The sequence below is a fragment of the Pseudomonas sp. CCOS 191 genome (genome assembly GCF_001007005.1).
Lineage (GTDB): Bacteria > Pseudomonadota > Gammaproteobacteria > Pseudomonadales > Pseudomonadaceae > Aquipseudomonas > Aquipseudomonas soli.
Genome location: NZ_LN847264.1, coordinates 4,102,420 through 4,124,155, shown reverse-complemented (window position 1 = coordinate 4,124,155; position 21,736 = coordinate 4,102,420). Strand labels below are relative to the sequence as shown.

The 21,736-nt window shown below is 64.7% G+C and carries 17 protein-coding genes; 6 read left to right on the top strand and 11 right to left on the bottom strand.

The features are described 5' to 3' along the window. Entirely contained in the window at positions 1-1,119 is a 1,119-nt protein-coding gene (locus tag CCOS191_RS18265; RefSeq protein WP_046857860.1) for a carbon-nitrogen hydrolase family protein, read from the bottom strand. Positions 1,120-1,323: 204 nt separating this feature from the next. Here CCOS191_RS18265 and CCOS191_RS18260 point away from each other — a divergent pair, with 204 nt between their 5' ends. Then, positions 1,324-3,360 (top strand): NADPH-dependent 2,4-dienoyl-CoA reductase, encoded by a 2,037-nt coding sequence (locus tag CCOS191_RS18260; protein WP_046856429.1) that lies wholly within the window; start codon positions 1,324-1,326, stop codon positions 3,358-3,360. 479 nt (positions 3,361-3,839) lie between these two features. Here CCOS191_RS18260 and dacB read toward each other — a convergent pair whose 3' ends face one another. Next, positions 3,840-5,303, bottom strand: coding sequence for a D-alanyl-D-alanine carboxypeptidase/D-alanyl-D-alanine endopeptidase (gene dacB / locus CCOS191_RS18255; RefSeq protein WP_046856428.1), 1,464 nt, complete (start codon positions 5,301-5,303; stop codon positions 3,840-3,842). A 185-nt stretch (positions 5,304-5,488) separates the two neighbouring features. Between dacB and CCOS191_RS18250 the strand changes: the two genes are divergently transcribed. Further along, entirely contained in the window at positions 5,489-5,833 is a 345-nt protein-coding gene (locus CCOS191_RS18250) for a YggL family protein (RefSeq protein ID WP_046856427.1), read from the top strand. Positions 5,834-5,863: 30 nt separating this feature from the next. Here CCOS191_RS18250 and CCOS191_RS18245 read toward each other — a convergent pair whose 3' ends face one another. The 6 genes from CCOS191_RS18245 to CCOS191_RS18220 form a co-directional block, all read right to left on the bottom strand. Then, positions 5,864-9,469, bottom strand: a complete 3,606-nt coding sequence (locus CCOS191_RS18245) for a transporter substrate-binding domain-containing protein (protein WP_046856426.1) — start codon at positions 9,467-9,469, stop codon at positions 5,864-5,866. A gap of 28 nt (positions 9,470-9,497) precedes the next feature. Then, a complete protein-coding gene (locus tag CCOS191_RS18240; RefSeq protein ID WP_031315749.1) occupies positions 9,498-10,118 on the bottom strand; it encodes a response regulator transcription factor in 621 nt (206 codons plus the stop codon). Between the two features lie 279 nt (positions 10,119-10,397). Beyond that, positions 10,398-11,729 carry a deoxyguanosinetriphosphate triphosphohydrolase gene (locus CCOS191_RS18235; RefSeq protein ID WP_046857859.1) on the bottom strand — a complete coding sequence of 444 codons (1,332 nt, stop codon included), beginning with the start codon at positions 11,727-11,729 and terminating at the stop codon, positions 10,398-10,400. A gap of 78 nt (positions 11,730-11,807) precedes the next feature. After that, entirely contained in the window at positions 11,808-12,134 is a 327-nt protein-coding gene (locus CCOS191_RS18230; protein ID WP_046856425.1) for a hypothetical protein, read from the bottom strand. Then, complete coding sequence (locus tag CCOS191_RS18225) at positions 12,131-12,505, bottom strand: phage holin family protein (protein ID WP_046856424.1); 375 nt, start codon at positions 12,503-12,505, stop codon at positions 12,131-12,133. The genes CCOS191_RS18230 and CCOS191_RS18225 overlap by 4 nt, the downstream gene beginning before the upstream one ends. Before the next feature lie 9 nt (positions 12,506-12,514). Continuing rightward, positions 12,515-12,826, bottom strand: coding sequence for a DUF883 family protein (locus tag CCOS191_RS18220; RefSeq protein ID WP_023631678.1), 312 nt, complete (start codon positions 12,824-12,826; stop codon positions 12,515-12,517). Positions 12,827-13,129: 303 nt separating this feature from the next. Here CCOS191_RS18220 and CCOS191_RS18215 point away from each other — a divergent pair, with 303 nt between their 5' ends. The 4 genes from CCOS191_RS18215 (at position 13,130) to CCOS191_RS18200 (ending at position 15,960) form a co-directional block, all read left to right on the top strand. After that, positions 13,130-14,338, top strand: a complete 1,209-nt coding sequence (locus tag CCOS191_RS18215) for an ammonium transporter (RefSeq protein ID WP_046856423.1) — start codon at positions 13,130-13,132, stop codon at positions 14,336-14,338. Positions 14,339-14,411: 73 nt separating this feature from the next. Further along, positions 14,412-14,648 carry a glutaredoxin family protein gene (locus CCOS191_RS18210; protein WP_046856422.1) on the top strand — a complete coding sequence of 79 codons (237 nt, stop codon included), beginning with the start codon at positions 14,412-14,414 and terminating at the stop codon, positions 14,646-14,648. Positions 14,649-14,715: 67 nt separating this feature from the next. Then, positions 14,716-15,024: a hypothetical protein gene (locus CCOS191_RS18205; RefSeq protein WP_046856421.1), complete on the top strand. Its 309-nt coding sequence runs from the start codon at positions 14,716-14,718 to the stop codon at positions 15,022-15,024. Positions 15,025-15,075: 51 nt separating this feature from the next. Beyond that, the gene (locus CCOS191_RS18200; RefSeq protein ID WP_046856420.1) at positions 15,076-15,960 is read left to right on the top strand and encodes a pseudouridine synthase; all 885 of its coding nucleotides are present in this window, start codon (positions 15,076-15,078) and stop codon (positions 15,958-15,960) included. A gap of 113 nt (positions 15,961-16,073) precedes the next feature. Here CCOS191_RS18200 and CCOS191_RS18195 read toward each other — a convergent pair whose 3' ends face one another. From CCOS191_RS18195 to acnA, 3 genes are all read right to left on the bottom strand, one after another. Beyond that, positions 16,074-17,639 (bottom strand): methyl-accepting chemotaxis protein, encoded by a 1,566-nt coding sequence (locus CCOS191_RS18195; protein ID WP_046856419.1) that lies wholly within the window; start codon positions 17,637-17,639, stop codon positions 16,074-16,076. 200 nt (positions 17,640-17,839) lie between these two features. After that, entirely contained in the window at positions 17,840-18,616 is a 777-nt protein-coding gene (locus CCOS191_RS18190; protein ID WP_046856418.1) for a CPBP family intramembrane glutamic endopeptidase, read from the bottom strand. 165 nt (positions 18,617-18,781) lie between these two features. Further along, complete coding sequence (acnA, locus tag CCOS191_RS18185) at positions 18,782-21,523, bottom strand: aconitate hydratase AcnA (RefSeq protein WP_046856417.1); 2,742 nt, start codon at positions 21,521-21,523, stop codon at positions 18,782-18,784. Between the last annotated feature and the right edge of the window lie 213 nt (positions 21,524-21,736).

Here is a 21,736-nt window from a genome sequence, read left to right as displayed (position 1 = left end):
TCACAGCCACAGGTTGAGCAGGCGCGCACCGTGGCTGTCGTTGCCGACCCACAGTGTGCCGCTTTGGCTGGCAAAGCCCTGGCCGTCGCTGCCCAGCTCCCAGAACTGGCCACGCATGAACACGCTTATGCTCGGGGTGCTGTCATTGGCGGCCAAGGGTAGTTGCTGCCAGGCACGCTGCTCACTGACCTCGCCGCGTTGCAGCGGCAGGTCGGCGGCCTGTGCCTGGTGGCGGTTGCCGCGCCAGGGCGCCTGCCAGCTCTGTTTGCCGCTGAGGAACACCGGGTTGGCAATCAGCTGCACCGACTGCGCGGCCAGTTGCCGGTGGTTGGCCGGGTACCAGCTGTCGCTGCCGATCAGCACGCCCAGGCGCCCGGCGGGGGTCTCCAGCACTTGCAGGGGGTGTTGCTGGCCACCTTGGATGTAGCGCCGGCTTTCGCTGTCGGGGTACTGCTGGTGCTGTGGCTGGCCGAGCACCGAGCCGTCGCTGGCGAACACCAGGCTGCTGTTGTAAAGCGGGCCGTTGCCGGTGCGCAGCACGCCGTTCTCGACGTAGGGCGCGGGCAGGACGATGGAGCCAGCCACCAGGGTGACGCCGAACTCGCGGGCCAGGTTGCCGAACAGCTGCTGGTAGTCGGCGGCCATCTGTGCGGCCTTCATGCGCAGGTGGGCGTCCGAGCGGCGGTCGTCGCCGCTGGCGGCGAGCATCGCCAGGCCGTAGCGCAGCGGGTTGCTCAACTCCAGCCACTGCCAGGCCTCGCTACGCTGGGTCACCTGATACAGCTCGCGCTTTTCGCCACGGGCCCACAGCCAGGTGCCGATATGCTCGGGCAGTACCACCACGGTGCGCGAGTTGACCAGCCCCTGGGCACGGGCCTGCTCCAGGTAGGCCGAGAGCTTGCGGTGCAGGCGCGTCAGGTTCTGGTAGTCGCCCGGATACAACAGCGGCTCGACCCCCAGCAGGTTGCCGTGCTCGCCTGGCACGCCCTGGTTGAGGGCCAGCTCGATGCGCAGGTCGGACAGGTAATGGCCTTCCGGACGCTGCAGGGTCCAGAAGCCGTAGCCACAGAGGGCGGCGAGGGTGACCAGCGCCAGGGCGCCGGCTAGCAGTTTGCGCATGGAACGGTCCAGCATTGTGCGGTAGAGGTGCCTTAGGGTAGACCTGCTGTGCAGCAGGATCAATAAGTTGTCAGTTTCGATCATTGAGCGAGTTCAAACGCCTGTTTAATGTCGGCCTCAGACAACCGACGGGCCCCGCGACCTTGTGTAGACAACGGCAGAGGCGCCCGCATTCCGTGATCATGCCAACTGTGGAGTCCATCCATGGCTACCGACCGTTACCCACACCTGCTGGCCCCCCTCGACCTGGGCTTCACCACCTTGCGCAACCGCACCCTGATGGGTTCGATGCACACAGGCCTCGAAGAGCGCCCCGGCGGCTTCGAACGCATGGCCGCATATTTCGCCGAGCGTGCCCGTGGTGGCGTCGGCCTGATGGTCACCGGTGGCATCGCGCCCAACGATGAAGGCGGCGTGTACTCCGGCGCGGCCAAGCTCAGCACCGAGGAAGAGGCCGCCAAGCACCGGGTCGTCACCGAGGCCGTGCATGCCGCCGGTGGCAAGATCTGCCTGCAGATCCTCCACGCCGGGCGCTATGCCTACAGCCCGAAGCAAGTGGCGCCCAGCGCCATCCAGGCACCGATCAACCCGTTCAAGCCCAAGGAGCTGGACGAGGAAGGCATCGAGAAGCAGATCCGCGACTTCGTCACCTGCGCAAGCCTGGCCCAGCGCGCCGGCTATGACGGCGTCGAGATCATGGGTTCGGAAGGCTACTTCATCAACCAGTTCCTCGCCGCCCACACCAACCACCGCACTGACCGCTGGGGTGGCAGCTATGAGAACCGCATGCGCCTGGCCGTGGAAATCGTGCAGCGGGTGCGCGAGGCGGTGGGGCCGAACTTCATCATCATCTTCCGCCTGTCGATGCTCGACCTGGTCGAGGGCGGCAGCACCTGGGACGAGATCGAGCTGCTGGCCAAGGCCATCGAGCAGGCCGGTGCCACGCTGATCAACACTGGCATCGGCTGGCACGAGGCGCGCATCCCGACCATCGCCACCAAGGTGCCGCGCGCGGCGTTCAGCAAGGTCACCGCCAAGCTGCGTGGCGTGGTGAAGATCCCGTTGATCACCACCAACCGCATCAATACCCCGGAAGTGGCCGAGGCCGTGCTGGCCGAGGGCGATGCCGACATGGTCTCCATGGCCCGGCCGTTCCTGGCGGACCCCGATTTCGTCAACAAGGCCGCCGAAGGCCGTGGCGACGAGATCAACACCTGCATCGGCTGCAACCAGGCGTGCCTGGACCACACTTTCGGCGGCAAGCTGACCAGCTGCCTGGTCAACCCGCGTGCCTGCCATGAGACGGAGCTCAACTACCTGCCTGTGCAGGCGGTCAAGCGCATCGCCGTGGTCGGCGCCGGACCGGCGGGCCTGGCGGCCGCCACCGTGGCTGCCGAGCGTGGCCATGCAGTGACGCTGTTCGATGCTGCCGGCGAGATCGGCGGGCAGTTCAATGTGGCCAAGCGGGTGCCGGGCAAGGAGGAGTTCTACGAGACCCTGCGCTACTTCCGTAACAAGGTGAAGTCCACGGGGGTCGAACTGCGCCTGAATACCCGTGTCGACGTAGCCGCACTGGTGGCCGGCGAATACGACGAAGTCATCCTGGCCACCGGTATCGCACCGCGCACGCCGGCCATTCCCGGCATCGACAATGGCAAGGTGCTGAACTACCTGGACGTATTGCTCGAGCGCAAGCCGGTGGGCGAGCGGGTGGCGGTGATCGGTGCTGGTGGTATCGGTTTCGATGTGTCCGAGTACCTGGTGCACAAGGGCGTGGCCACCAGCCAGGACCGTGAGGCGTTCTGGAAGGAGTGGGGCATCGATACGCAGCTGGAGGCCCGTGGTGGTGTGGCCGGGGTGAAGGCAGAGCCTCATGCGCCGGCGCGCCAGGTCTACCTGCTGCAGCGCAAGAAGACCAAGGTTGGCGACGGCCTGGGCAAGACCACAGGCTGGATCCACCGCACGGGGCTGAAGAACAAGCAGGTGCAGATGCTCAACAGCGTCGAGTACCTCGGCGTCGACGATGCCGGCCTGCATGTGCGCCTCGGCGAGGGCGAGCCGCAGGTGCTGGCGGTGGACAACATCATTGTCTGCGCGGGGCAGGAGCCGCTACGTGAGTTGCATGATGGCCTTGTGGCGGCCGGGCTATCGGTGCACTTGATCGGTGGCGCTGATGTGGCGGCTGAGCTTGATGCCAAGCGGGCGATTAACCAAGGGTCGAGATTGGCGGCCGAGTTGTAATTGTTTGAGCTGGTGATGAGCCAGCTTTCACAGGTGAGGTGGCGATACACCTTTCCTTTTGGAGTTGGCTTGTCAGCGAGTAGTTGTAGCTGAAGAAACACTGCGAGTAGTCTTCATATGCTCCATGTATCTTGCTCCTGCTCTTGCCTCTAAGTGCGCGATAGTTCAGGCGACACAAATTGCGACTTCAGGAGGCCGAACGCAGGGATTGCGCAGGGAGGTGACGGGCATGGATGCCCGCCAAGCGCCGATCAGGCCATGGATGGCCCGTCGGCGCGTCCTCCCGGAGCGAGCCCGGAGTGAGGGGACCCCGGAGCGAAGCGTAGGGGTCGGATGAATGGAGCCAGCGGTTTTTGCCTTCTTTTGCCCGCGCAAAAGAAGGTCGCCGTAAAGGCGAAAAGGTGACTATGCGTCGCCCTCGCCAATGAATGTGCTTACAGCCTTCAAAACCCACACCCTGAAAGCCCAACCCATTCAAATCAGGGCATCACCCCAACAGTCCCATTCCCCACCTTCGGCTGCCGATAAAGATCCAGCAACACCTGATCCAGCACCTGTGAAGCCCCCCAAGGCTTGGGGTCATTGAGAATGGCCGCCACCGCCCAGGTGTGCCCGTTGCTGTCCCGGCTGAACCCGGCAATCGCCCGCACGGTATTCAGGGTCCCGGTCTTGATATGCCCTTCGCCCGTCATGGCGGTGCGCTTGAGTCGCTTGCGCATGGTGCCGTCCATGCCCACCAGCGGCATCGAACTGATGAACTCGGCCGCGTACGGGCTCTTCCAGGCCGCCTGCAGCAGCGCGGCCATCTCGCGGGTGCTGACCCGCTCGGCACGGGACAGGCCCGAGCCGTTCTCCATCACCAGGTGCGGCGCGGTGATGCCTTTCTTGGCCATCCACTGACGCACCACACGTTGAGCGGCGCGGGCGTCGTCGCCGTCAGCGTCGGTGCGGAACTGCGCGCCAAGGCTGAGGAACAACTGCTGGGCCATGGTGTTGTTGCTGTACTTGTTGATGTCGCGGATCACTTCCACGAGGTCTGGCGAGAAGGCCCGAGCCAGCAGGCGTGCGCTCTTGGGCACGTTCTCGATGCGGTCGCGGCCCTGGATGCTGCCGCCCAGCTCGTTCCAGATGGCCCGTACGGCACCGGCGGCATAGGTCGGGTGATCCAGCAGCGCCAGGTAGGTCTGCGAGTTGCAGCCATCGGCGAGCTGGCCACTGACCGTGACGCTGACACCATCGGGCTGCACTACCGGGTTGTAGCGCACTTCGCCAGTGCACTGCTTGCCCGCCACGGCCTTGACCTGGTTGTCGATGCGGATGCTGGCGATCGGTGGTTCGACCGACACGTTGACCTTGCCGCCGTCGTTACGGGCGACGAAGCGCAAGGCCTTGAGGTTGACCAGCAGCGAGTCCGGCTTGACCAGGAACGGCTTGTTGTCGTCGCCGCCGTCGTCGTTGAACTGCGGCAGGTTGGGTTGCACGAAGTGGCTGCGATCCAGGATCAGGTCGCCGGTCACGGTGCGCACACCGTTGGCGCGCAGGTCGCGCATCAGCAACCAGAGCTTTTCCATGTTCAGCTTGGGGTCGCCACCGCCCTTGAGGTACAGGTTGCCATTGAGCACGCCGTTGCTCAGGGTGCCGTCGGTGTAGAACTCGGTTTTCCACTGGAAGGTGGGCCCCAGCAGCTCAAGCGCGGCATAGGTGGTGACCAGCTTCATGGTCGAGGCCGGGTTGACCGACACGTCGGCGTTGAACACGGTCGCCGCGCCTGGTCCGTCCAGCGGCAGCATGACCAGCGACAGGGCAGAGTCCTGCAGCTTGTTGGTCTTGAGCGCCTGTTGCACTTTCGGTGGCAGATTGGTGTTTACGGTGGCGGCCTGCACGGACAGCGACAAGGGCAGGAACAGGCCGGCGAACAACAGTGGGCGGAGCGTCTTGATCATAAATGGACAAACCCTGCGGGCGAGGGAAAAAGACACTGGGGCTGTATGAAGTGATGGCCCCAAGACGAATATAGTGCGCATTATGCCCCAAGCGTGCCCGGCATGGGCCTCGTTCGACGGAAAAGCGCCGTTGTGCGCCGGAAACTGGTAAAGTGCCGCGCGTAATTAATTGAGAGGATTGTTTCATGGCTACCAACCGTTCCCGTCGCCTGCGCAAGAAACTGTGCGTGGATGAATTCCAGGAGCTGGGTTTCGAACTGAACCTGGGCTTCAAGGAAGACCTGTCCGATGAAGCCATCGATGCCTTCCTCGATGCTTTCCTGGCTGATGCCATGGATGCCAACGGCCTGGACTATGTCGGCGGCGATGACTTCGGTCTGGTCTGCTCCGTCAAGCGTGGCTCGGTCAGCGAAGAGCAGCGCGCCGCTGTCGAAGCCTGGCTCAAGGGCCGTAGCGAACTGACCAGCATCGAAGTCAGCCCGTTGCTGGATGCCTGGTACCCGGAAAAGCCGATCAACCCGGCTTCCTGATCGATGTCGGCGGTACGCCCTGTACCGCTCTCATCCCGCCTCGGCCAGGTGCTTCAGCTGCCTGGCCAGGGCTTTCTCCACGCGGCGCATGTGCCGCGCCAATGCCTGACGGCGCCTTAGCAGTTCGGCCTGGGGTACGTCCGTTCCCTCCAGCGCCTGGCAAGCCTCGATCAACGACCGCGCATTCAGCATCCTTCCCGCGCTGAGGATCTTGTGTGCCTGCAGCGCCAGCTCGTCACCTTCGTGCCGCGGATCGATGGCCATGAGGATCTTCAGGTCCTGGCGCAGGCTCAGGAGCAGGGTTTCGAGGATACGGTCGCGGTCGGCGAGGTTGTCGCCGACGATCGTGGACAGGCCTTTGAGGTCGAAACGTGGTGCCGGGCCAGGGTGGTCGTCGCACTGCCGGGCAATGGGTGTGATGGCCCTCAGGCGTTGCCCCAGTACCTGCAGGCCGATGGGCTTGAGCAGGCAGTCATCCATGCCAGCATCGAGGCATTGCTGGCGAACCTCGGGCTGGGCGTTGGCGGTGTAACCAAGAATGGTGCAGCGCGGCCTGTCATGCAGGCGTTCCTCCATGCGTACGGTCCGCGCCAGCTGGTAGCCATTCATCTGTGGCATGTTGCAGTCGACGATCAGCACATCGAAACAGCCCTCGCGCCATATGCGCAGTCCTTCACCACCTTCCTCGGCGCTTTCCTGTCTCAGCCCCAGGTAGTTCAACTGCTGGGCCATCAGCAGCAGGTTTGCCGGGTGGTCGTCGATCACCAGAATCCTCAGTTGCTCATCCGGTGGCAGGATTTGCGCGATGGGCCGCGGCAGGGCCGCGACCGGCTCGACGCACTGCAGCGGCATCACCAGGCGCACGCGGGTGCCGACACCTTGCAGGCTCTGCAAGGTCAGCTCGCCACCCATCATCGCGCACAGGTCACGGCTGATGACCAGCCCCAGCCCGGTGCCGGCCCGGGCGCCGTCGCTGTAGGGGTTGGCCTGCACGAACGGGGAGAACAGGCGCTGCAGGTCATGCTCGTGAATCCCGATGCCGCTGTCGCGCACTTCCAGATCGAGCGCCGGCAACTCCGATTCGTCGTCGTTGCACAGCTTGACGGTGATGCGCACCTGGCCCTGTTCGGTGAACTTGATCGCATTGCTGACCAGGTTCGACAGGACCTGCTTGAAGCGCAGCGGGTCGAGGAGCGCATGGCAGCGTGCCTCCCGGGCAATCACCACATCCAGCACCAGGCCCTTGTGCCGGGCCAGGCCGTCGAAAACCCGCCCGACCGACTCGACCAGCGCCCCGAGGTCGACGGGTTCGGGGGCCAGGGACATCTGCCCGGATTCGATCCGGGCGATATCCAGGATGTCGCCGATCAAGCCCAGCAGATCGTTGGCCGAATGGTGGGCGACTTCCAGCGCTGGACGGTCCAGCTTGCCCTGCTCTGCGCGCTTCAAGGCCAGCTCCAGCATGCCGATGAGGGCGTTCATCGGCGTGCGGATTTCATGGCTGATGGTCGCCAGGAACGTGCTCTTGGCGCGGTTGGCGTCATCGGCCTGCTGCTTGGCCAGGCGCAGGTCCTGGACCAGGTTGCGGCGTTCGCTGATGTCGATCCAGCCGCCGATGATTCCTTGCATTTCGCCCACCGAGTCGCGGTACGGCAGGATCCAGTGATAGATCGTCAGGTCGCGGTCTTTCAGGTGCAAGGGGCGATCGAGAATCAAGGGTGTTCCCTGCGCCATCACCCGCTGGTAGTCGTCCTGCACCTGCTGGGTATAGTCACAGTCACTGTAGGGAGCGTCTTCCAGGCGTTTGCCCAGCACCTGTTCGCGGCTGGCGCCGACGGCTTGCAGATAGCTGTCGTTGCAGCTTTGCAGGCGTCCCTCGCGGTCGCGCACATACATGGGGTGGGGCGTGCCATTGAGCAGGGCGCCCATGAATTCCAGCTGGTCGTTCAGCGCCCGTTCGGCCCGCTGACGTTGCTTGATCTGACGACGCAGCCGGGCATTCCATACCAGTGCGAGCACCAGCAGGACGGCGATCACCCCGACCACCTGCAGGATCACCCGGCGGTAGCTGCGCCAGTAGGCGTCGTCACGCAGGCCGTGGTCGCGCCAGCGGCTGTTTATCACCCCCAGTTCCTCCGGCGAGATGCTCAGCAACGCCTTGTCGAGGATCGAGCCCAGCTCGCTGGCGTCGGGGGCGGTGGCCATGGAAAAGGCAGCGGGTTCCGTGCCGACCGTGCTGCGGATGACCAGGTTGTTGCTGGTGGCGAGCATGTGGTTGGCGTCGATCAGGGTGGCGATCGCCGCATCCACCGCGCCACTGCCGAGCAGCATCATGGAGTAGTAGGTGCTTTCGGTGGCGACCTGGTGGATCCGCGGGTGGCGAGTGGCAAGCAGGGCGGCCACGGTGCTGTCGCGGGGCACCGCGACCCGCTTGCCCTTGAGTTGCTTGAGGCTGTTGGGTTGGTCGGTGCCGGTATGGGTGACCAGCACATAGGCGCTCTCCAGATAGGGGCGGCTGACCTGCAGCGGGTTGCCCCGGCGGGCCTCGGTGGACAGGCTGGCGATGATGTCGGCACGCCCGGACTCGAGCTGGTCGATCATGTCGCCGTCGCCACTGGCGCGGCGGATCTCGAAGCGCAGGCCGGTACGCAGGCGGATGAGCTCAAGCAGGTCGGCGACTATCCCTCGCAGGCGATCATTGCTGTCGAAGAACGTCAGTGGCGCCGCCGTATCGTTGACCACCACGCGCATGATCGGGTGTTGGCTCAGCCATTGCTCCTCGCGTGTCGACAACTGCAGCTTGCGGTCGGTCAGCAAGCTGCCGCTGCTGGCGCTCCAGCGTTTGAAGATATCGTTGCGGGTGGCGCTGGACTGCGCGTCAAGCGCGGCATCTACCAGGGACTGGAGGGTAGGCTCGCCCTCGCGCATGGCAAAGCTGAAGCCCACGGCCTCGTGCTTGCCGAAGTTGGCCATGCGCACATGCGGCAGGTGACCCTGGCTGATCAGGTAGTGAGTGGAGATGGTGTCGCCAATGAACACGTCGGCCTGTTCGAAGGCCACCGCATTCAGGGCCTGGGTGGAAGACTCGAAGGTCAGCAGCTCGGCCTTGGGGTAGTTGGCGTGGATTTCCCCGGGCGGCAGGTAGTGATACAGCATGCTCAGACGCATGCCCGGCAGGCCGGTGTCCAGCGCGCGGCTCTCGTCCTCGCGGGTCACCAGCACGGGTTGGTCAATGGCATAGGGGCGTGACAGCGCCAGGCCCTGGGTGACGGCTTCATAACCGTTGGCGCTGCCCAGCAGGTCGATATGGCTGCTCTTGAGCGCCGCGACCGCCGCCGGGCGGCTGGGAAAGCGCTGCACGCGGACAGGCAGCCCCAGGGCACTGCCGATCAAGCCGGCGTAGTCGGCGGTCAGCCCTTGGTATTCGCGCCCGCCCGTGGCGATGTCGAAAGGGGGATAGTCGGGCGCCGAGGTGCCCAGCACCAGCTCTTTGCGCTCTGCGAGCCAGTCGCGCTGGGCTGCTGTCAGGGGCGGCCGGACCGACGTCGGTGCCGAGCGGCTGAGCAAGGTGTAGGTGCGGCCCAGATCGACAGTCACGCCGCCACCTTGCAGCGGCGTGCCCAGGCAGAGCAGCATTACAGCGATGTACCTCCACGTCATCATTTCAGACCAGTGCGTTGCGCTTGGCGACGTCGATCAACTCTACCAATGTACTGGCGCGCAACTTGTGCATGAGGCGCTTCTTGTAGGTGCTGACGGTCTTGTTGCTGAGGAACATGCCCTTGGCAATTTCCTTGTTGCTGCGGCCCTGGGCAAAAAGTTGCAGGACCATCAGTTCCCGGTCGTTGACCTGGCGGAACAGTTCCAGCTCCTGGTTGCTGCCTGTCGGCGGTGGATTGAGTGCCTGGCTGGGGAAGTAGTTGTAGCCGGACAGCACGGCCTTGATGGCGCTGAGCAGCTCACTGAGGTCTTCCTGCTTGCACACATACCCGGCCGCGCCGGAGTGCATGCAGCGCACAGCAAACAGCGCCGGCGATTGCGCGGTCAACACCAGGACCTTCAGCGGGATGGCCATGGCCTGCAGGCGTGAGAGCATTTCCAGGCCATCGAGCTTGGGGATGCTGATGTCCAGTATGACCAGGTCGGGTGGGGTTTCGCGGATAAGCTGCATGGCGTCAACGCCATTGTCCGATTCACCGACCACCCGGTATCCCTGGTTTTCCAGCAACATCCGTATCGCCAGGCGTATAACGGGATGGTCATCAACAATAAAGACTGAGTGCATATTCAACATTCCAGGCTGCAGGTGAAGGCAGCCGGCACATTAGCTCAGTTGCATGGCGACGGGCAGGGAAGTAGGTGCCAAATGCGGGATATAGGAATTAACTTACAGCACCCGCGAAACTTTGCTACGAGAGATGTAGATGTCGGCGGGGTTTTATCAGGAGTTGATAACTTTTGCGGGGGCAGGAGGCTGGAAAGTTTATTTACAAAAAAATAGCATAGGAAATTTCATACAAATTAAACATGGGTGGCAAACATTCGTCTGCCACCCTAGGTTTTCCTACTTCGGGCTGGAGCGCCCGGTCATTTCCTGGGCCATTTCACTGGCGTAGCTGTCGGTCATGCCGGCGATGAAGTCGATCATGCGCAGGAATGCGCCATGCAGCGAGCCGTGCGGGTCGGGGGCATTGTTGCCGATCAGGTCCAGCACACGGCGGCTCTTGAACGATGGCGTGCGCCCACCGTGCTGCTCAAGGGCCGCGCCACAGAAGGTGTTGAGCAGGATCTCCAGGGTCGTGTAGGCGCCGATCTCGTGCAGGGTCTTGCGCTTGTCCTGGAAGATCTTCTTGCGTGCCATGTCCTTGGCCTGGAGCACGCAGCGTTGCGCCGGGCCGTGCATGTGCTCCACCAGGTCACCGGCCAGGCGGCCGGCAAGCAGGGCTTGCTGTTGTTCGACGAAGGCCTGGGCGGCAGCATTGGTCAGGTGCTCGATGGCCTTGCCGCGCAGGATCGCCAGCTTGCGCCGGCGTGACTCGCCCGGGCCCAGCAGGCGGTAGGTTTCCGGCAGGTCGTCACCCACCAGGTCCAGCAGCAGCGCCTCGACCTCGGCGTACTGCAGCAGGTCCATCTCCAGCCCGTCCTCGAGGTCGATCAAGGCGTAGCAGATGTCGTCTGCGGCCTCCATCAGGTACACCAGGGGATGGCGCGCCCAGCGCTGGTGTTCGAGCTGGGGCAGGCCGAGCTTGCCGGCGATCTGCTCGAGCAGCCCCAGTTCGCTCTGGTAGCAGCCGAACTTGTGCTTCTTGTAGCCCAGGGCATCGGCGTGGCGCGCGGCCCAGGGGTACTTGAGGTAGGCGCCGAGGGTCGCGTAGGTCAGGCGCATGCCACCGTCGAACTGGTGGTATTCGAGCTGCGTGAGCACGCGAAACCCCTGGGCGTTGCCTTCGAAATTGAGGAAGTCGCCGCGCTGCTCGTCGCTCATGTCGTCCAGCCAGCCACGCCCGGCAGCCTGCTGGAACCAGTGGCGAATGGCGTCCTCGCCCGAGTGGCCGAACGGCGGGTTGCCGATGTCGTGGGCCAGGCAGGCCGACTGCACGATCATTCCCAGGTCGCTGGGTTCGCACCAGTCCGGCAGTTGGCCGCGCAGGGTCTCGCCGACACGCATGCCCAGCGAGCGGCCGACGCAGCTGACTTCCAGGGAGTGGGTGAGGCGGGTGTGGATATGGTCGTTGCTGGACACCGGATGCACCTGGGTCTTGCGCCCCAGGCGGCGGAAGGCGCCGGAGAAGATGATGCGGTCGTGATCCTTGTGGAAAGGGCTGCGCCCGAGCTCCTCGGGGCTGTAGAGGGCCTTGCCCAGTCGTTCGCGGGTCAGCAGGGTTTGCCAGTCCAAGGCGTGTTCTCCCATCGTAGAGTCGGGATAGCTTCCTGTGTCCGGCGCGCCCGCGCAAGGGCCGGGCGCGCTCGGGCTTCAGCGGCGGCGGCTGCCGAGGAACAGGCGGATCAAGGGAGCCAGGTTGGCGCCCAGGCGTACCAGACGCGTCAGGTTGCCGCTGCGTACGCCCTTGCCGGTGAGAAAGCCCAGGGCGACCACGGCGCCAATGCCCCACAGCGAGCCGTGCTTGACCCCCAGGCCTTCACCGAACGAGCCGCCCATCCCGCGCAGGCGGCGGACCGGTTCGAGCAGTTGCCCGGATTCGTGGCGGATTTCCTGGCGGTGCATTTCCATGCGCAGGCGCAGCAGCGCCTTGCGCAGCTCCCGTGGATTACGCGTGTTGGGTAGTTCTGGCAGGCTCATGGCAGCAGGCGCTCCCGATCCTTGGCCAACTCCTCGAGGGTGGCATTGAACGGAGAGGACTCGTCGAACACCGCGGCCTTCAGGCGCAGGCCGCAGTACAGCGCGGCGACCCCGTAGAACATGCACAGGCCGATGATCCCGGCCAGGCGGTAGCTGTCCCACAGCAGCACCAGCACCAGCCCCGACAGGGCGGTCAGCAGCAGCAGGGCGAACACCAGCGCCAGGCCGGCGAACAACAGCAGGCTCAAGGTACGGGCCTTCTGCTCCTGCAACTCGATCCCGAACAGCTCGATATGGCTGTGCAGCAAGCCCAGCACGGCCGCGCCCAGGCGCCTGCCGGAGGCGCCCGTGCCGATGGCTTCGTTGTCCATGAAGGTTCCTCAGCGCTTGGCCAGCAGGCCGATCAGCAGGCCGACGCCGGCGGCGATGCCGATAGCCTGCCACGGGTTCTCCTGCACGTACTGCTCGGCGCTGCCCAGGGCCGCCTGGCCACGGGCGCGCACCGAGTCCTGGGTCAGTTGCAGGGTTTCACGAGCCTGAACCAGGCGATCATGGATCTGCTCGCGCAGTTCATCGGCCTGGTCGCCGGCCAGGTTGGCCGTGTCGGCCAGCAGTTTTTCGGTGTCGCGAACCAGGGCCTGGAAGTCAGCCATCAGTATGTCTTGTGCAGTCTTTGCCGATTTGCTGGCCATGAGTGGGCCTCTCCCTGTGGATGTGTGTGGCTATTTCGAGTGATCGGTGGCGCGGAAGGTTCAGCGGGATGTGTTGGTACAGCGCTTGCTAAAAAGCGGTGCGTGTCCGCCGAGGCCTGCGCCGAAATCATGCGCGCTTGATGCGGATACCGCTAAACCTTAACCCAATCCACGACAAACCCAAGAAAAAACCACGCAGGCACCGCCCGGGTCACCGAAACGGGGCAGGGGCCTGGCACCGATGCGGTGCATGGATGCCGGTTCTTGAACTGTCCTGGTGCCTTTTTGCAGGTCTGCCACTACATGGAAAACACCCACAGCGCGATGGACTCCCTGGTCCACGGCTCCAACACTTTGTTTATCCTCATGGGCGCGATACTGGTCCTGGCCATGCATGCGGGGTTCGCCTTTCTCGAAGTCGGCACTGTGCGGTACAAGAATCAGGTCAACGCCTTGTCGAAGATTCTCAGCGACTTCGCCATCTCGGCGCTGGTGTACTTCTTCGTCGGTTACTGGATCGCCTATGGCGTGAGCTTCCTGCAGCCGGCGGCGGTGCTGGCCAGCGACCATGGCTACGCGCTGGTCAAATGTTTCTTCCTGCTGACCTTCGCCGCGGCGATTCCGGCAATCATTTCCGGCGGTATCGCCGAACGGGCGCGCTTTGCGCCGCAACTGTGCGCAACGGCGTTGATCGTGGCGTTCATCTACCCGTTTTTCGAAGGCATCGTGTGGAACGGCAACTTCGGCCTGCAGGCCTGGTTGCAAGCGCGCTTCGGTGCGCCGTTCCACGACTTCGCCGGCTCCGTGGTGGTGCACGCCATGGGGGGCTGGCTGGCGCTGGCGGCGGTGCTGCTGCTGGGCGCGCGCCGCGGCCGTTATCGCGATGGCCGGCTGGTGGCGTTCGCCCCCTCGAGCATTCCGTTCCTGGCGCTGGGGTCGTGGATCCTGATCATCGGCTGGTTCGGCTTCAACGTCATGAGCGCGCAGACCCTGCAAGGGGTGAGCGGGCTCGTGGCGATCAACTCGCTGATGGCCATGGTCGGTGGCACCCTGTCGGCCCTGCTGGCCGGGCGCAACGACCCCGGCTTCCTGCACAACGGCCCGTTGGCCGGCCTGGTGGCGGTGTGCGCGGGTTCCGACCTGATGCACCCGGTGGGGGCGCTGGCCACCGGCCTGGTGGCAGGCGGGCTGTTCGTCTGGTGCTTCACTGCCGCGCAGAACCGCTGGAAGATCGACGACGTGCTGGGGGTATGGCCGCTGCATGGCCTGTGCGGCGTGTGGGGCGGCATCGCCTGCGGCGTATTCGGGCAGGTGGCCCTGGGTGGGCTGGGCGGTGTCAGCCTGGCCAGCCAACTGCTGGGCAGCCTGGCGGGTGTACTGGTGGCACTGGTCGGCGGCTTTGCCGTGTACGGTCTGCTCAAGGCGCTGCATGGCTTGCGCTTGAACCATGAACAGGAATTCCAGGGCGCGGACCTGGCGGTGCATCGCATCGGCGCCACCAGCCAGGATTGAGGCAGGTCAGGTGCACGCAGGCGCAGGCGGACCTAGAATGAGCATCCCTTCCTGCGATTTTGCGGATAGACGCATGCTGCCTGAAACCCAATTGTTCGGCACCCTCGGGTGCCATCTGTGCGAAGTGGCCGAAGCCGTGCTGATGCCGTTCGTCGAGCACGGCTTGCTGGTCGAGCTGGTCGACATCGCCGATAGTGAGGCGCTGTTCGAACGTTACGGGCTGATCATTCCGGTATTGCGCCGTTGCGATACCGGGGCCGAGCTGGGCTGGCCGTTCGATGCCGAGCAGGTAGTGGCCTTCCTCGGCTGAGTCGCGCATTGACGGCCCTGGCTTCGCTTCGTATGCTGTATATAAATACAGTATCCCGAGGTAAGCCATGCTCAATGTCGAGCAACTCAAGTACAGCATCAATCACATGGCCCCTGAGCGTGTGTGCGAGGCGGTGCTGGAACTGCGCCTCGATGGCATCGTCACCGACGAGCGCACACCGTTCGGCAAGGTCCATTTCAATACCTGCTTCGCCGAGATCGAGGCGCTGTTCCAGCGCGCCGGGTTCCACCGCCCGTTGGATGTCGTGGGCTACCAGGGGCTGAGCTATGCCCTCTACGATCCAGGGCGCTGGGACGCGGTGCAGGTGCTGCGCTGGCTCAAGGCGCGCTGCGAGCCGGCCTGCGAGGCTGGTTGACGTACGCCGGGTAGGGGATAATGCCCGCCCCCTGCTTGACCGAGCCTGATGATGACCACGCCTTTCGACCCCGCCCAGCAACAAGCCAGCACTGTCTGTCTGCCTCCAGGGCCCTGGGCTACGGTGCTCGATTGCCTGTGCGAGCATTTCAAGGGCATCAGCCGTGAGCAATGGCTCGACCGCTTCGCCCGAGGGCGGGTGTTGAATGCCGAAGGCCAGCCCATTGCAGCGGACACCCGCTATCGTCGGGGCATGCGCCTGCACTATTTTCGTGAAGTACCCAATGAAAAGGTGATCCCGGTGCAGGAAGAAATCCTGCATGTGGATGAGCACCTGGTGGTAGCGGACAAGCCGCATTTCCTGCCCGTGACACCCACCGGCGAGTACGTCGAGCAGACGCTGCTGCGTCGGCTGATCCGGCGCCTGGACAACCCGCATCTGGTGCCGCTGCATCGCATCGACCGACACACTGCCGGGCTGGTGCTGTTCTCTGCCAACCCGCAGAGCCGTGGCGCCTATCAGCGTCTGTTCCCCGAGCGGCGTATCGACAAGCACTACCAGGCCATCGCCGCGGCCATGCCGCAGCATGATTACCCGCTGGTGCACCGCAGCCGTCTGGTGCACGGCGAGCCGTTCTTTCGCATGCATGAGGTGGAAGGGGTCGACAACAGTGAAACCCACGCCTGTGTGCTGGAGAAAAATGGCGATCTGTGGCGCTATGGCCTGTCACCGGTCACCGGCAAGACCCACCAGCTGCGCGTGCATATGGCGGCGCTGGGCGCGGGGATCTGCAACGATCCATTCTATCCGCAACTGGTCAACGAGCAGGATGATTACGCACGGCCACTGAAGCTGCTGGCCCATAGCCTGCGCTTCGAGGATCCGTTGACGGGTGAGGTGCGTTACTTCGAGAGCCGGCTGGCGCTCGACTGGTAAAAACATCGCCGGCAAGTCGGCTACCACAGAAATGGCGCTTGGCCTGAGGGCGGCGCGGTCAGTGTGGGAGCTGGCTTGCCGGCGATGCGCCGCTTAGGCGGCGCCTTTTGTCATCAGCGGTTGAAACGTTCCACCAGCGAGTACTGGGTACCCGCCGTGCTGGTCAGCTCTTCGCTGAGCAGCGCCGAGCGCTGTGCCTGGCCGGCGGTCTGGTCGGCCAGGTCGGCGATGGTGCTGATGTTGCGGCTGATCTCCTCGGCTACCGCGCTCTGCTCTTCGGTGGCCGCGGCGATCTGCGTCGCCATGTCGGTGATGTTGGCCACGGCCTCGCTGATGCCCACCAATGCCTCGTCGGCCTGCATGACCCGCTCGACACCTTCCTGGGCCTGGCGATGGCCGGTTTCCATGGTCTGCACCGCGTTGTTGGCGGTCTGTTGCAGCTTGGCGATCAGGGTGTGGATCTGCCCGGTGGATTCGGCGGTGCGCTGGGCCAGCTGGCGGACTTCGTCTGCGACCACGGCAAAGCCGCGGCCCATCTCACCGGCACGCGCCGCTTCGATGGCGGCGTTGAGCGCCAGCAGGTTGGTCTGGTCGGCGATGCCCTTGATCACATCGACCACGCCGCCGATCTCGTCGCTGTCCTTGGCCAGCTGGGTGACGGTCAGCCCGGTTTCGCCCACGGCCGCCGACAGCCGCTCGATCGCGTCGCGGGTTTCGCCGGCGATATTGCGGCCCTGGCTGGTCAGGCGATTGGCCTCCTGCGTCGCGTCGGCGGTGCGCTGGACATGGTTGGCCACTTCCTGGGTGGTGGCGGCCATCTGGTTGACGGCGGCGGCCACCTGCTCGGTTTCCACGCGCTGGCGCTCCAGGCCCGAGGAGCTCTGGTGGGCGAGGGTGTCGGACTGGCGGGCCTGGTCGCTGAGCTGCTCGGCGCTGTCCTGCAGGCGGGTCAGGCAGGTCTTCATCCGTGCGTCCTGGCTGAGCATGGCCATTTCCAGGCGTGCCTGGACGCCGCGGCTGTCGGTGTACATCTGCGCGATCAGCGGGTCGGAAGTGGTCTGTTCGGCCAGGCGCAGCAGGCGCTTGAGGCCGCGTTGCTGCCAGCTCAGGCCGAGCAGGCCGAGCGGCACCGACAGACCGGCGGCCAGGGCGAAGCCCCAGGAGTGGCCGAGCCAGTTGCCGATCAGGAAGCCGACCTGGCTGACCAGGATGAACGGCAGCCAGTCCTGCAGCACCGGTAGCCACTTGTCACGTTTCGGGATGGCCGACCTGCCCTGGTTGATGCGCTGGTACAGCGCCTCGGCGCGGCGGATCTGCTCGGCGGTGGGCTTGACCCGCACCGACTCGTAGCCGACCACCTGGTTGCTGTCGAAGATTGGCGTGACGTAGGCATTGACCCAGTAGTGGTCGCCCGACTTGCAGCGGTTCTTGACGATGCCCATCCACGGCAGGCCCTGCTTCAGGGTCTGCCACATATGGGCGAACACGGCTGGCGGGACGTCGGGGTGGCGCACCAGGTTGTGCGGCGCGCCCATCAGCTCATCGCGGGAGAATCCGCTGATTTCGATGAAGGCATCGTTGCAGTAAGTGATCACGCCTTTGGCGTTGGTGGTGGAGATCAACCGCTGCTGGGCAGGGAAAGTCCGTTCTCTCTGGGTAATCGGCTGGTTGTTACGCATTGGCTGTTCAATCCGCAAGGCTTTCGACGGGTATCGGCAAGCCTCTGGTTTTATTGAATGAATATTTGACTGCCTTGATCTGGGGCAAGGTGCCATCAGTGTGGTTGAGCTATCGCAGCCGACCTGATCGCAGCCATTGCCGCCAATATTGCAGTTTTCTTTATAAATGATGACGAATAGGTCTGATCATGACCGATTGTTCAACTCGGGGCCAGCATCGGGTAGCTGAACAGGGCGAAGTGCGCCAGGTTGACGCAGGTGTGGCACAGCACCGCCGCTGCCAACCCGCCGTGACGATAGGCCAGACCATATCCCACCCCGGCCAGGGTGGCCAGGTAGAACCACTGCCAACCACCGGCCAGGTGCGCAAGGCCGAACAACAGCGCGGCCACCAGCAGCGCCAGCCCCTCATGCTTGAACAGACGTTGCAGGCCGCCCTGGATGTAGCCGCGGAACAGCAGTTCCTCGGTCAGGCTCACCAGCAGCAGGTTGTTGGCCAGCCATAGCCAGGCCTGGTCCGGCCATTTCGGTGCCCAGGCCACCAGGCCCAGAGTCCAGGCGCCGCCTAGGCAGGCGAGCAGGGTAAGGGGCAGGATCAGCGCCAGGCTCATGGCCAGGCCGCGAGCGCGCAGCATTACCAGCCAAGGGCAGGCCAGCAGCAGCCATAGGCCGATCAGCGGTTTGTCGAGGTTCAGGTACATGGAGAAGGGCACCGCGCCTTCGCTGAGGACGGTCTTGTCGATGACGCGGGCGCCATGGAAGCCGGGCAGCCAGTGCAGCGCCAAGGCGACGGCGAGAACGACGAAGAGCAGGTGACCGAGGGTCTGTTGCCAGCGGACCTGGCGGCGCGCCAGTAGGCCGCTGCAGAACAGCGCGAGCAAAGCGGGCAGTGCGATCAGGCCGATACTGCCGTGGGTCAGTGCGAGGGTGTAGCCGAGGCCAAGCAAGAGCAGGGCGATCCAGTGGAGACGGGGCATTGGGTTTCCTTGTGCCGGTGGGTCCATGGAGGGTAGGACTCAGCCAAGCGGCTTCAGGACACCATGCTTTGCAGGAACAACGATATGAAGGCGCAGGCGTGGGTGCGGGGCAACCCCGGTCCCACGACAGCCCGCACCAAAGGCGCGGGCGCGAGCAGTGAATTCCTACCCTGCGATCAATTGCCGCAGCACATAATGCAGGATCCCCCCCGATTTGAAGTATTCCACTTCATTGAGCGTATCGATCCGGCACAGCACCTCGATCTGCTCCTGGCGCCCATCCTCGCGGGTAATGCGCAGCGGCAGGCTCATGCCCGGGCGGATCTGCGCATCGGTCAGCCCAAGCACATCGATGCGCTCGCTGCCGGTCAACCCCAGGCGCTTGCGGTCGTCCCCCGCCTTGAACTGCAGCGGCAGCACGCCCATGCCCACCAGGTTGGAGCGGTGGATGCGTTCGAAACTTTCCGCCAGCACCGCCTTGACCCCCAGCAGGTTGGTGCCCTTGGCCGCCCAGTCGCGGCTGGAGCCGGTGCCGTATTCCTGCCCGGCGATCACCACCAGCGGCGTGCCATCCTGCTGGTAGCGCATGGCGGCGTCGTAGATCGACAGTTTCTCGCCCGTGGGTACATACAAGGTGTTGCCGCCTTCCTCGCCACCGAGCATTTCGTTGCGGATGCGGATGTTGGCGAAGGTGCCGCGCATCATCACTTCGTGGTTGCCGCGCCGTGAGCCGTAGGAGTTGAAGTCGCGCGGTTCCACGCCCTTGCCGCGCAGGTAGCGCCCGGCCGGGCTGTCGGCCTTGATGTTGCCGGCCGGGGAGATGTGGTCGGTGGTCACCGAGTCGCCGAGCAGGGCGAGGATGCGTGCGTCGCGCACATCACCGATCTCCGGCAGCGGGCCGCCGATGTCATCGAAGAAGGGTGGGTGCTGGATATAGGTGGAATCGTCCTGCCAGACATAGGTCGCGGCCTGGGGCACTTCGATCGCCTGCCATTGGGCGTCGCCGGCGAACACCTCGGCATATTCCTTGTGGAACATGCGGGTGTCGACATTGCTGACCGCCTCGGCGATTTCCTGCTGGCTTGGCCAGATGTCGCGCAGGTACACGGGCTTGCCGTCCTTGCCGGTGCCGAGCGGGTCCTGGCTGAGGTCGACGCGCACGCTGCCGGCCAGGGCGTAGGCCACCACCAGCGGTGGCGAAGCCAGCCAGTTGGTCTTGACCAGCGGGTGCACCCGGCCTTCGAAGTTGCGGTTGCCCGACAGCACCGAGGCGACGGTGAGGTCGGCGCTGCCGATGGCTTGCTCGATGGCCTCGTCCAGGGGGCCCGAGTTGCCGATACAGGTGGTGCAGCCATAGCCGACCAGGTCGAAACCGAGCTGGTCGAGGTAGGGTGTCAGGCCTGCGGCCTTGTAGTAGTCGGTGACCACCTTGGAGCCGGGGGCGAGCGAACTCTTCACCCAGGGCTTGCGTTGCAGGCCTTTCTCCACGGCTTTCTTCGCCACCAGCCCGGCGGCCATCATCACGCTGGGGTTGGAGGTGTTGGTGCAGGAGGTGATGGCGGCGATCACCACCGCGCCGTCGCGCAGGGTGTGAGTCTGGTTTTCGTGGGTGTAGTCGATCTCGCCAGCCTGGTCGGCATTGCCCACTGCCACGCCACCGCCACCTTCGCTTTCCAGGCGGCCGACTTCCTTGGCCAGCGGTTTGGGCTGCAACTCGATGAAGTGGTCGAAGGCCTGGCGCACCTGGCCCAGGGCGACGCGGTCCTGCGGGCGCTTGGGCCCGGCCAGGCTGGCTTCCACATCGTTCATGTCCAACGCCAGGGTGTCGCTGAACAGCGGCTCCTGGCCGGGCAGGCGCCACAGGCCCTGGGCCTTGCAGTAGGCCTCGACCAGTTGCACGGTGTCCTCGGGGCGGCCGGAAAGGCGCAGGTAGTCGAGGGTCACCTGGTCGACCGGGAAAAAGCCACAGGTGGCGCCGTACTCGGGGGCCATGTTGGCGATGGTGGCGCGATCGGCCAGCGGCAGGTCGGCCAGGCCGTCGCCATAGAACTCGACGAACTTGCCCACCACGCCCTTCTTGCGCAGCATCTGCGTGACCGTCAGGACCAGGTCGGTGGCGGTGATGCCTTCGCGCAGCTTGCCGGTGAGCTTGAAGCCGATCACCTCGGGGATCAGCATCGATACCGGCTGGCCGAGCATGGCCGCCTCGGCCTCGATGCCACCCACGCCCCAGCCGAGCACGCCGAGGCCATTGATCATGGTGGTGTGCGAGTCGGTGCCGACCAGGGTGTCGGGGAAGGCGTAGGTGCGGCCTTCCTCCTCGCGGGTCCATACCGTGCGGCCCAGGTATTCAAGGTTGACCTGGTGGCAGATGCCGGTGCCCGGCGGCACCACACGGAAGTTGTCGAAGGCGCTCTGGCCCCAGCGCAGGAAGGCGTAGCGTTCGCCGTTGCGCTGCATTTCGATGTCGACGTTCTGGGCGAATGCGGCCGGGGTGGCATAACGGTCGACCATCACCGAGTGGTCGATCACCAGGTCCACCGGCGACAACGGGTTGATCCGCTGCGGGTCGCCGCCGGCCTTGGCCATGGCCGCGCGCATGGCGGCCAGGTCGACCACCGCCGGCACGCCGGTGAAGTCCTGCATCAGCACCCGCGCCGGGCGGTACTGGATCTCGCGGTCGGAGCGGCGCTCCTGCAGCCAGGCGGCCAGGGCCTTGAGGTCGTCGCCGGTGACGGTCTTGCCGTCTTCCCAGCGCAGCAGGTTCTCCAGCAGCACCTTGAGCGACATGGGCAGGCGCTGCAGGTCGCCGAGCTGGCGGGCGGCGTCGGGCAAGCTGAAATAGTGGTAGGCGCGGTCGGCCACCTGGAGGGTCTTGAGGGTTTTCAGGCTATCGAGCGAGGGCATTTACAACTCCTTGTGCTCCGGTGCCCGGCGACTGCGGGTCGCTCGCCGGTGTCACCGCTCTGGACCGGTCCGCACGGCACGGACCTGGCTGAACAGTCAGGTTAGACCGGTTTGCCGGTCCCGACCCTTTTCTGGACCGATGGGGCGTGTCGCTGGTTCCCGACTTCCTTTATCATTCGCCGCCCTGGCGCCGTCTGCGTCAGTGATGTGGAG

Coding starts and splice junctions, on each gene's coding strand:
- CCOS191_RS18265 (WP_046857860.1), bottom strand. CDS start 1,119: ATGCGCAAACTGCTAGCCGGCGCCCTGGCGCTGGTCACCCTCGCCGCC.
- CCOS191_RS18260 (WP_046856429.1), top strand. CDS start 1,324: ATGGCTACCGACCGTTACCCACACCTGCTGGCCCCCCTCGACCTGGGC.
- dacB (WP_046856428.1), bottom strand. CDS start 5,303: ATGATCAAGACGCTCCGCCCACTGTTGTTCGCCGGCCTGTTCCTGCCC.
- CCOS191_RS18250 (WP_046856427.1), top strand. CDS start 5,489: ATGGCTACCAACCGTTCCCGTCGCCTGCGCAAGAAACTGTGCGTGGAT.
- CCOS191_RS18245 (WP_046856426.1), bottom strand. CDS start 9,469: ATGCTGCTCTGCCTGGGCACGCCGCTGCAAGGTGGCGGCGTGACTGTC.
- CCOS191_RS18240 (WP_031315749.1), bottom strand. CDS start 10,118: ATGCACTCAGTCTTTATTGTTGATGACCATCCCGTTATACGCCTGGCG.
- CCOS191_RS18230 (WP_046856425.1), bottom strand. CDS start 12,134: ATGAGCCTGCCAGAACTACCCAACACGCGTAATCCACGGGAGCTGCGC.
- CCOS191_RS18225 (WP_046856424.1), bottom strand. CDS start 12,505: ATGGACAACGAAGCCATCGGCACGGGCGCCTCCGGCAGGCGCCTGGGC.
- CCOS191_RS18220 (WP_023631678.1), bottom strand. CDS start 12,826: ATGGCCAGCAAATCGGCAAAGACTGCACAAGACATACTGATGGCTGAC.
- CCOS191_RS18215 (WP_046856423.1), top strand. CDS start 13,130: ATGGAAAACACCCACAGCGCGATGGACTCCCTGGTCCACGGCTCCAAC.
- CCOS191_RS18210 (WP_046856422.1), top strand. CDS start 14,412: ATGCTGCCTGAAACCCAATTGTTCGGCACCCTCGGGTGCCATCTGTGC.
- CCOS191_RS18205 (WP_046856421.1), top strand. CDS start 14,716: ATGCTCAATGTCGAGCAACTCAAGTACAGCATCAATCACATGGCCCCT.
- CCOS191_RS18200 (WP_046856420.1), top strand. CDS start 15,076: ATGACCACGCCTTTCGACCCCGCCCAGCAACAAGCCAGCACTGTCTGT.
- CCOS191_RS18195 (WP_046856419.1), bottom strand. CDS start 17,639: ATGCGTAACAACCAGCCGATTACCCAGAGAGAACGGACTTTCCCTGCC.
- CCOS191_RS18190 (WP_046856418.1), bottom strand. CDS start 18,616: ATGCCCCGTCTCCACTGGATCGCCCTGCTCTTGCTTGGCCTCGGCTAC.
- acnA (WP_046856417.1), bottom strand. CDS start 21,523: ATGCCCTCGCTCGATAGCCTGAAAACCCTCAAGACCCTCCAGGTGGCC.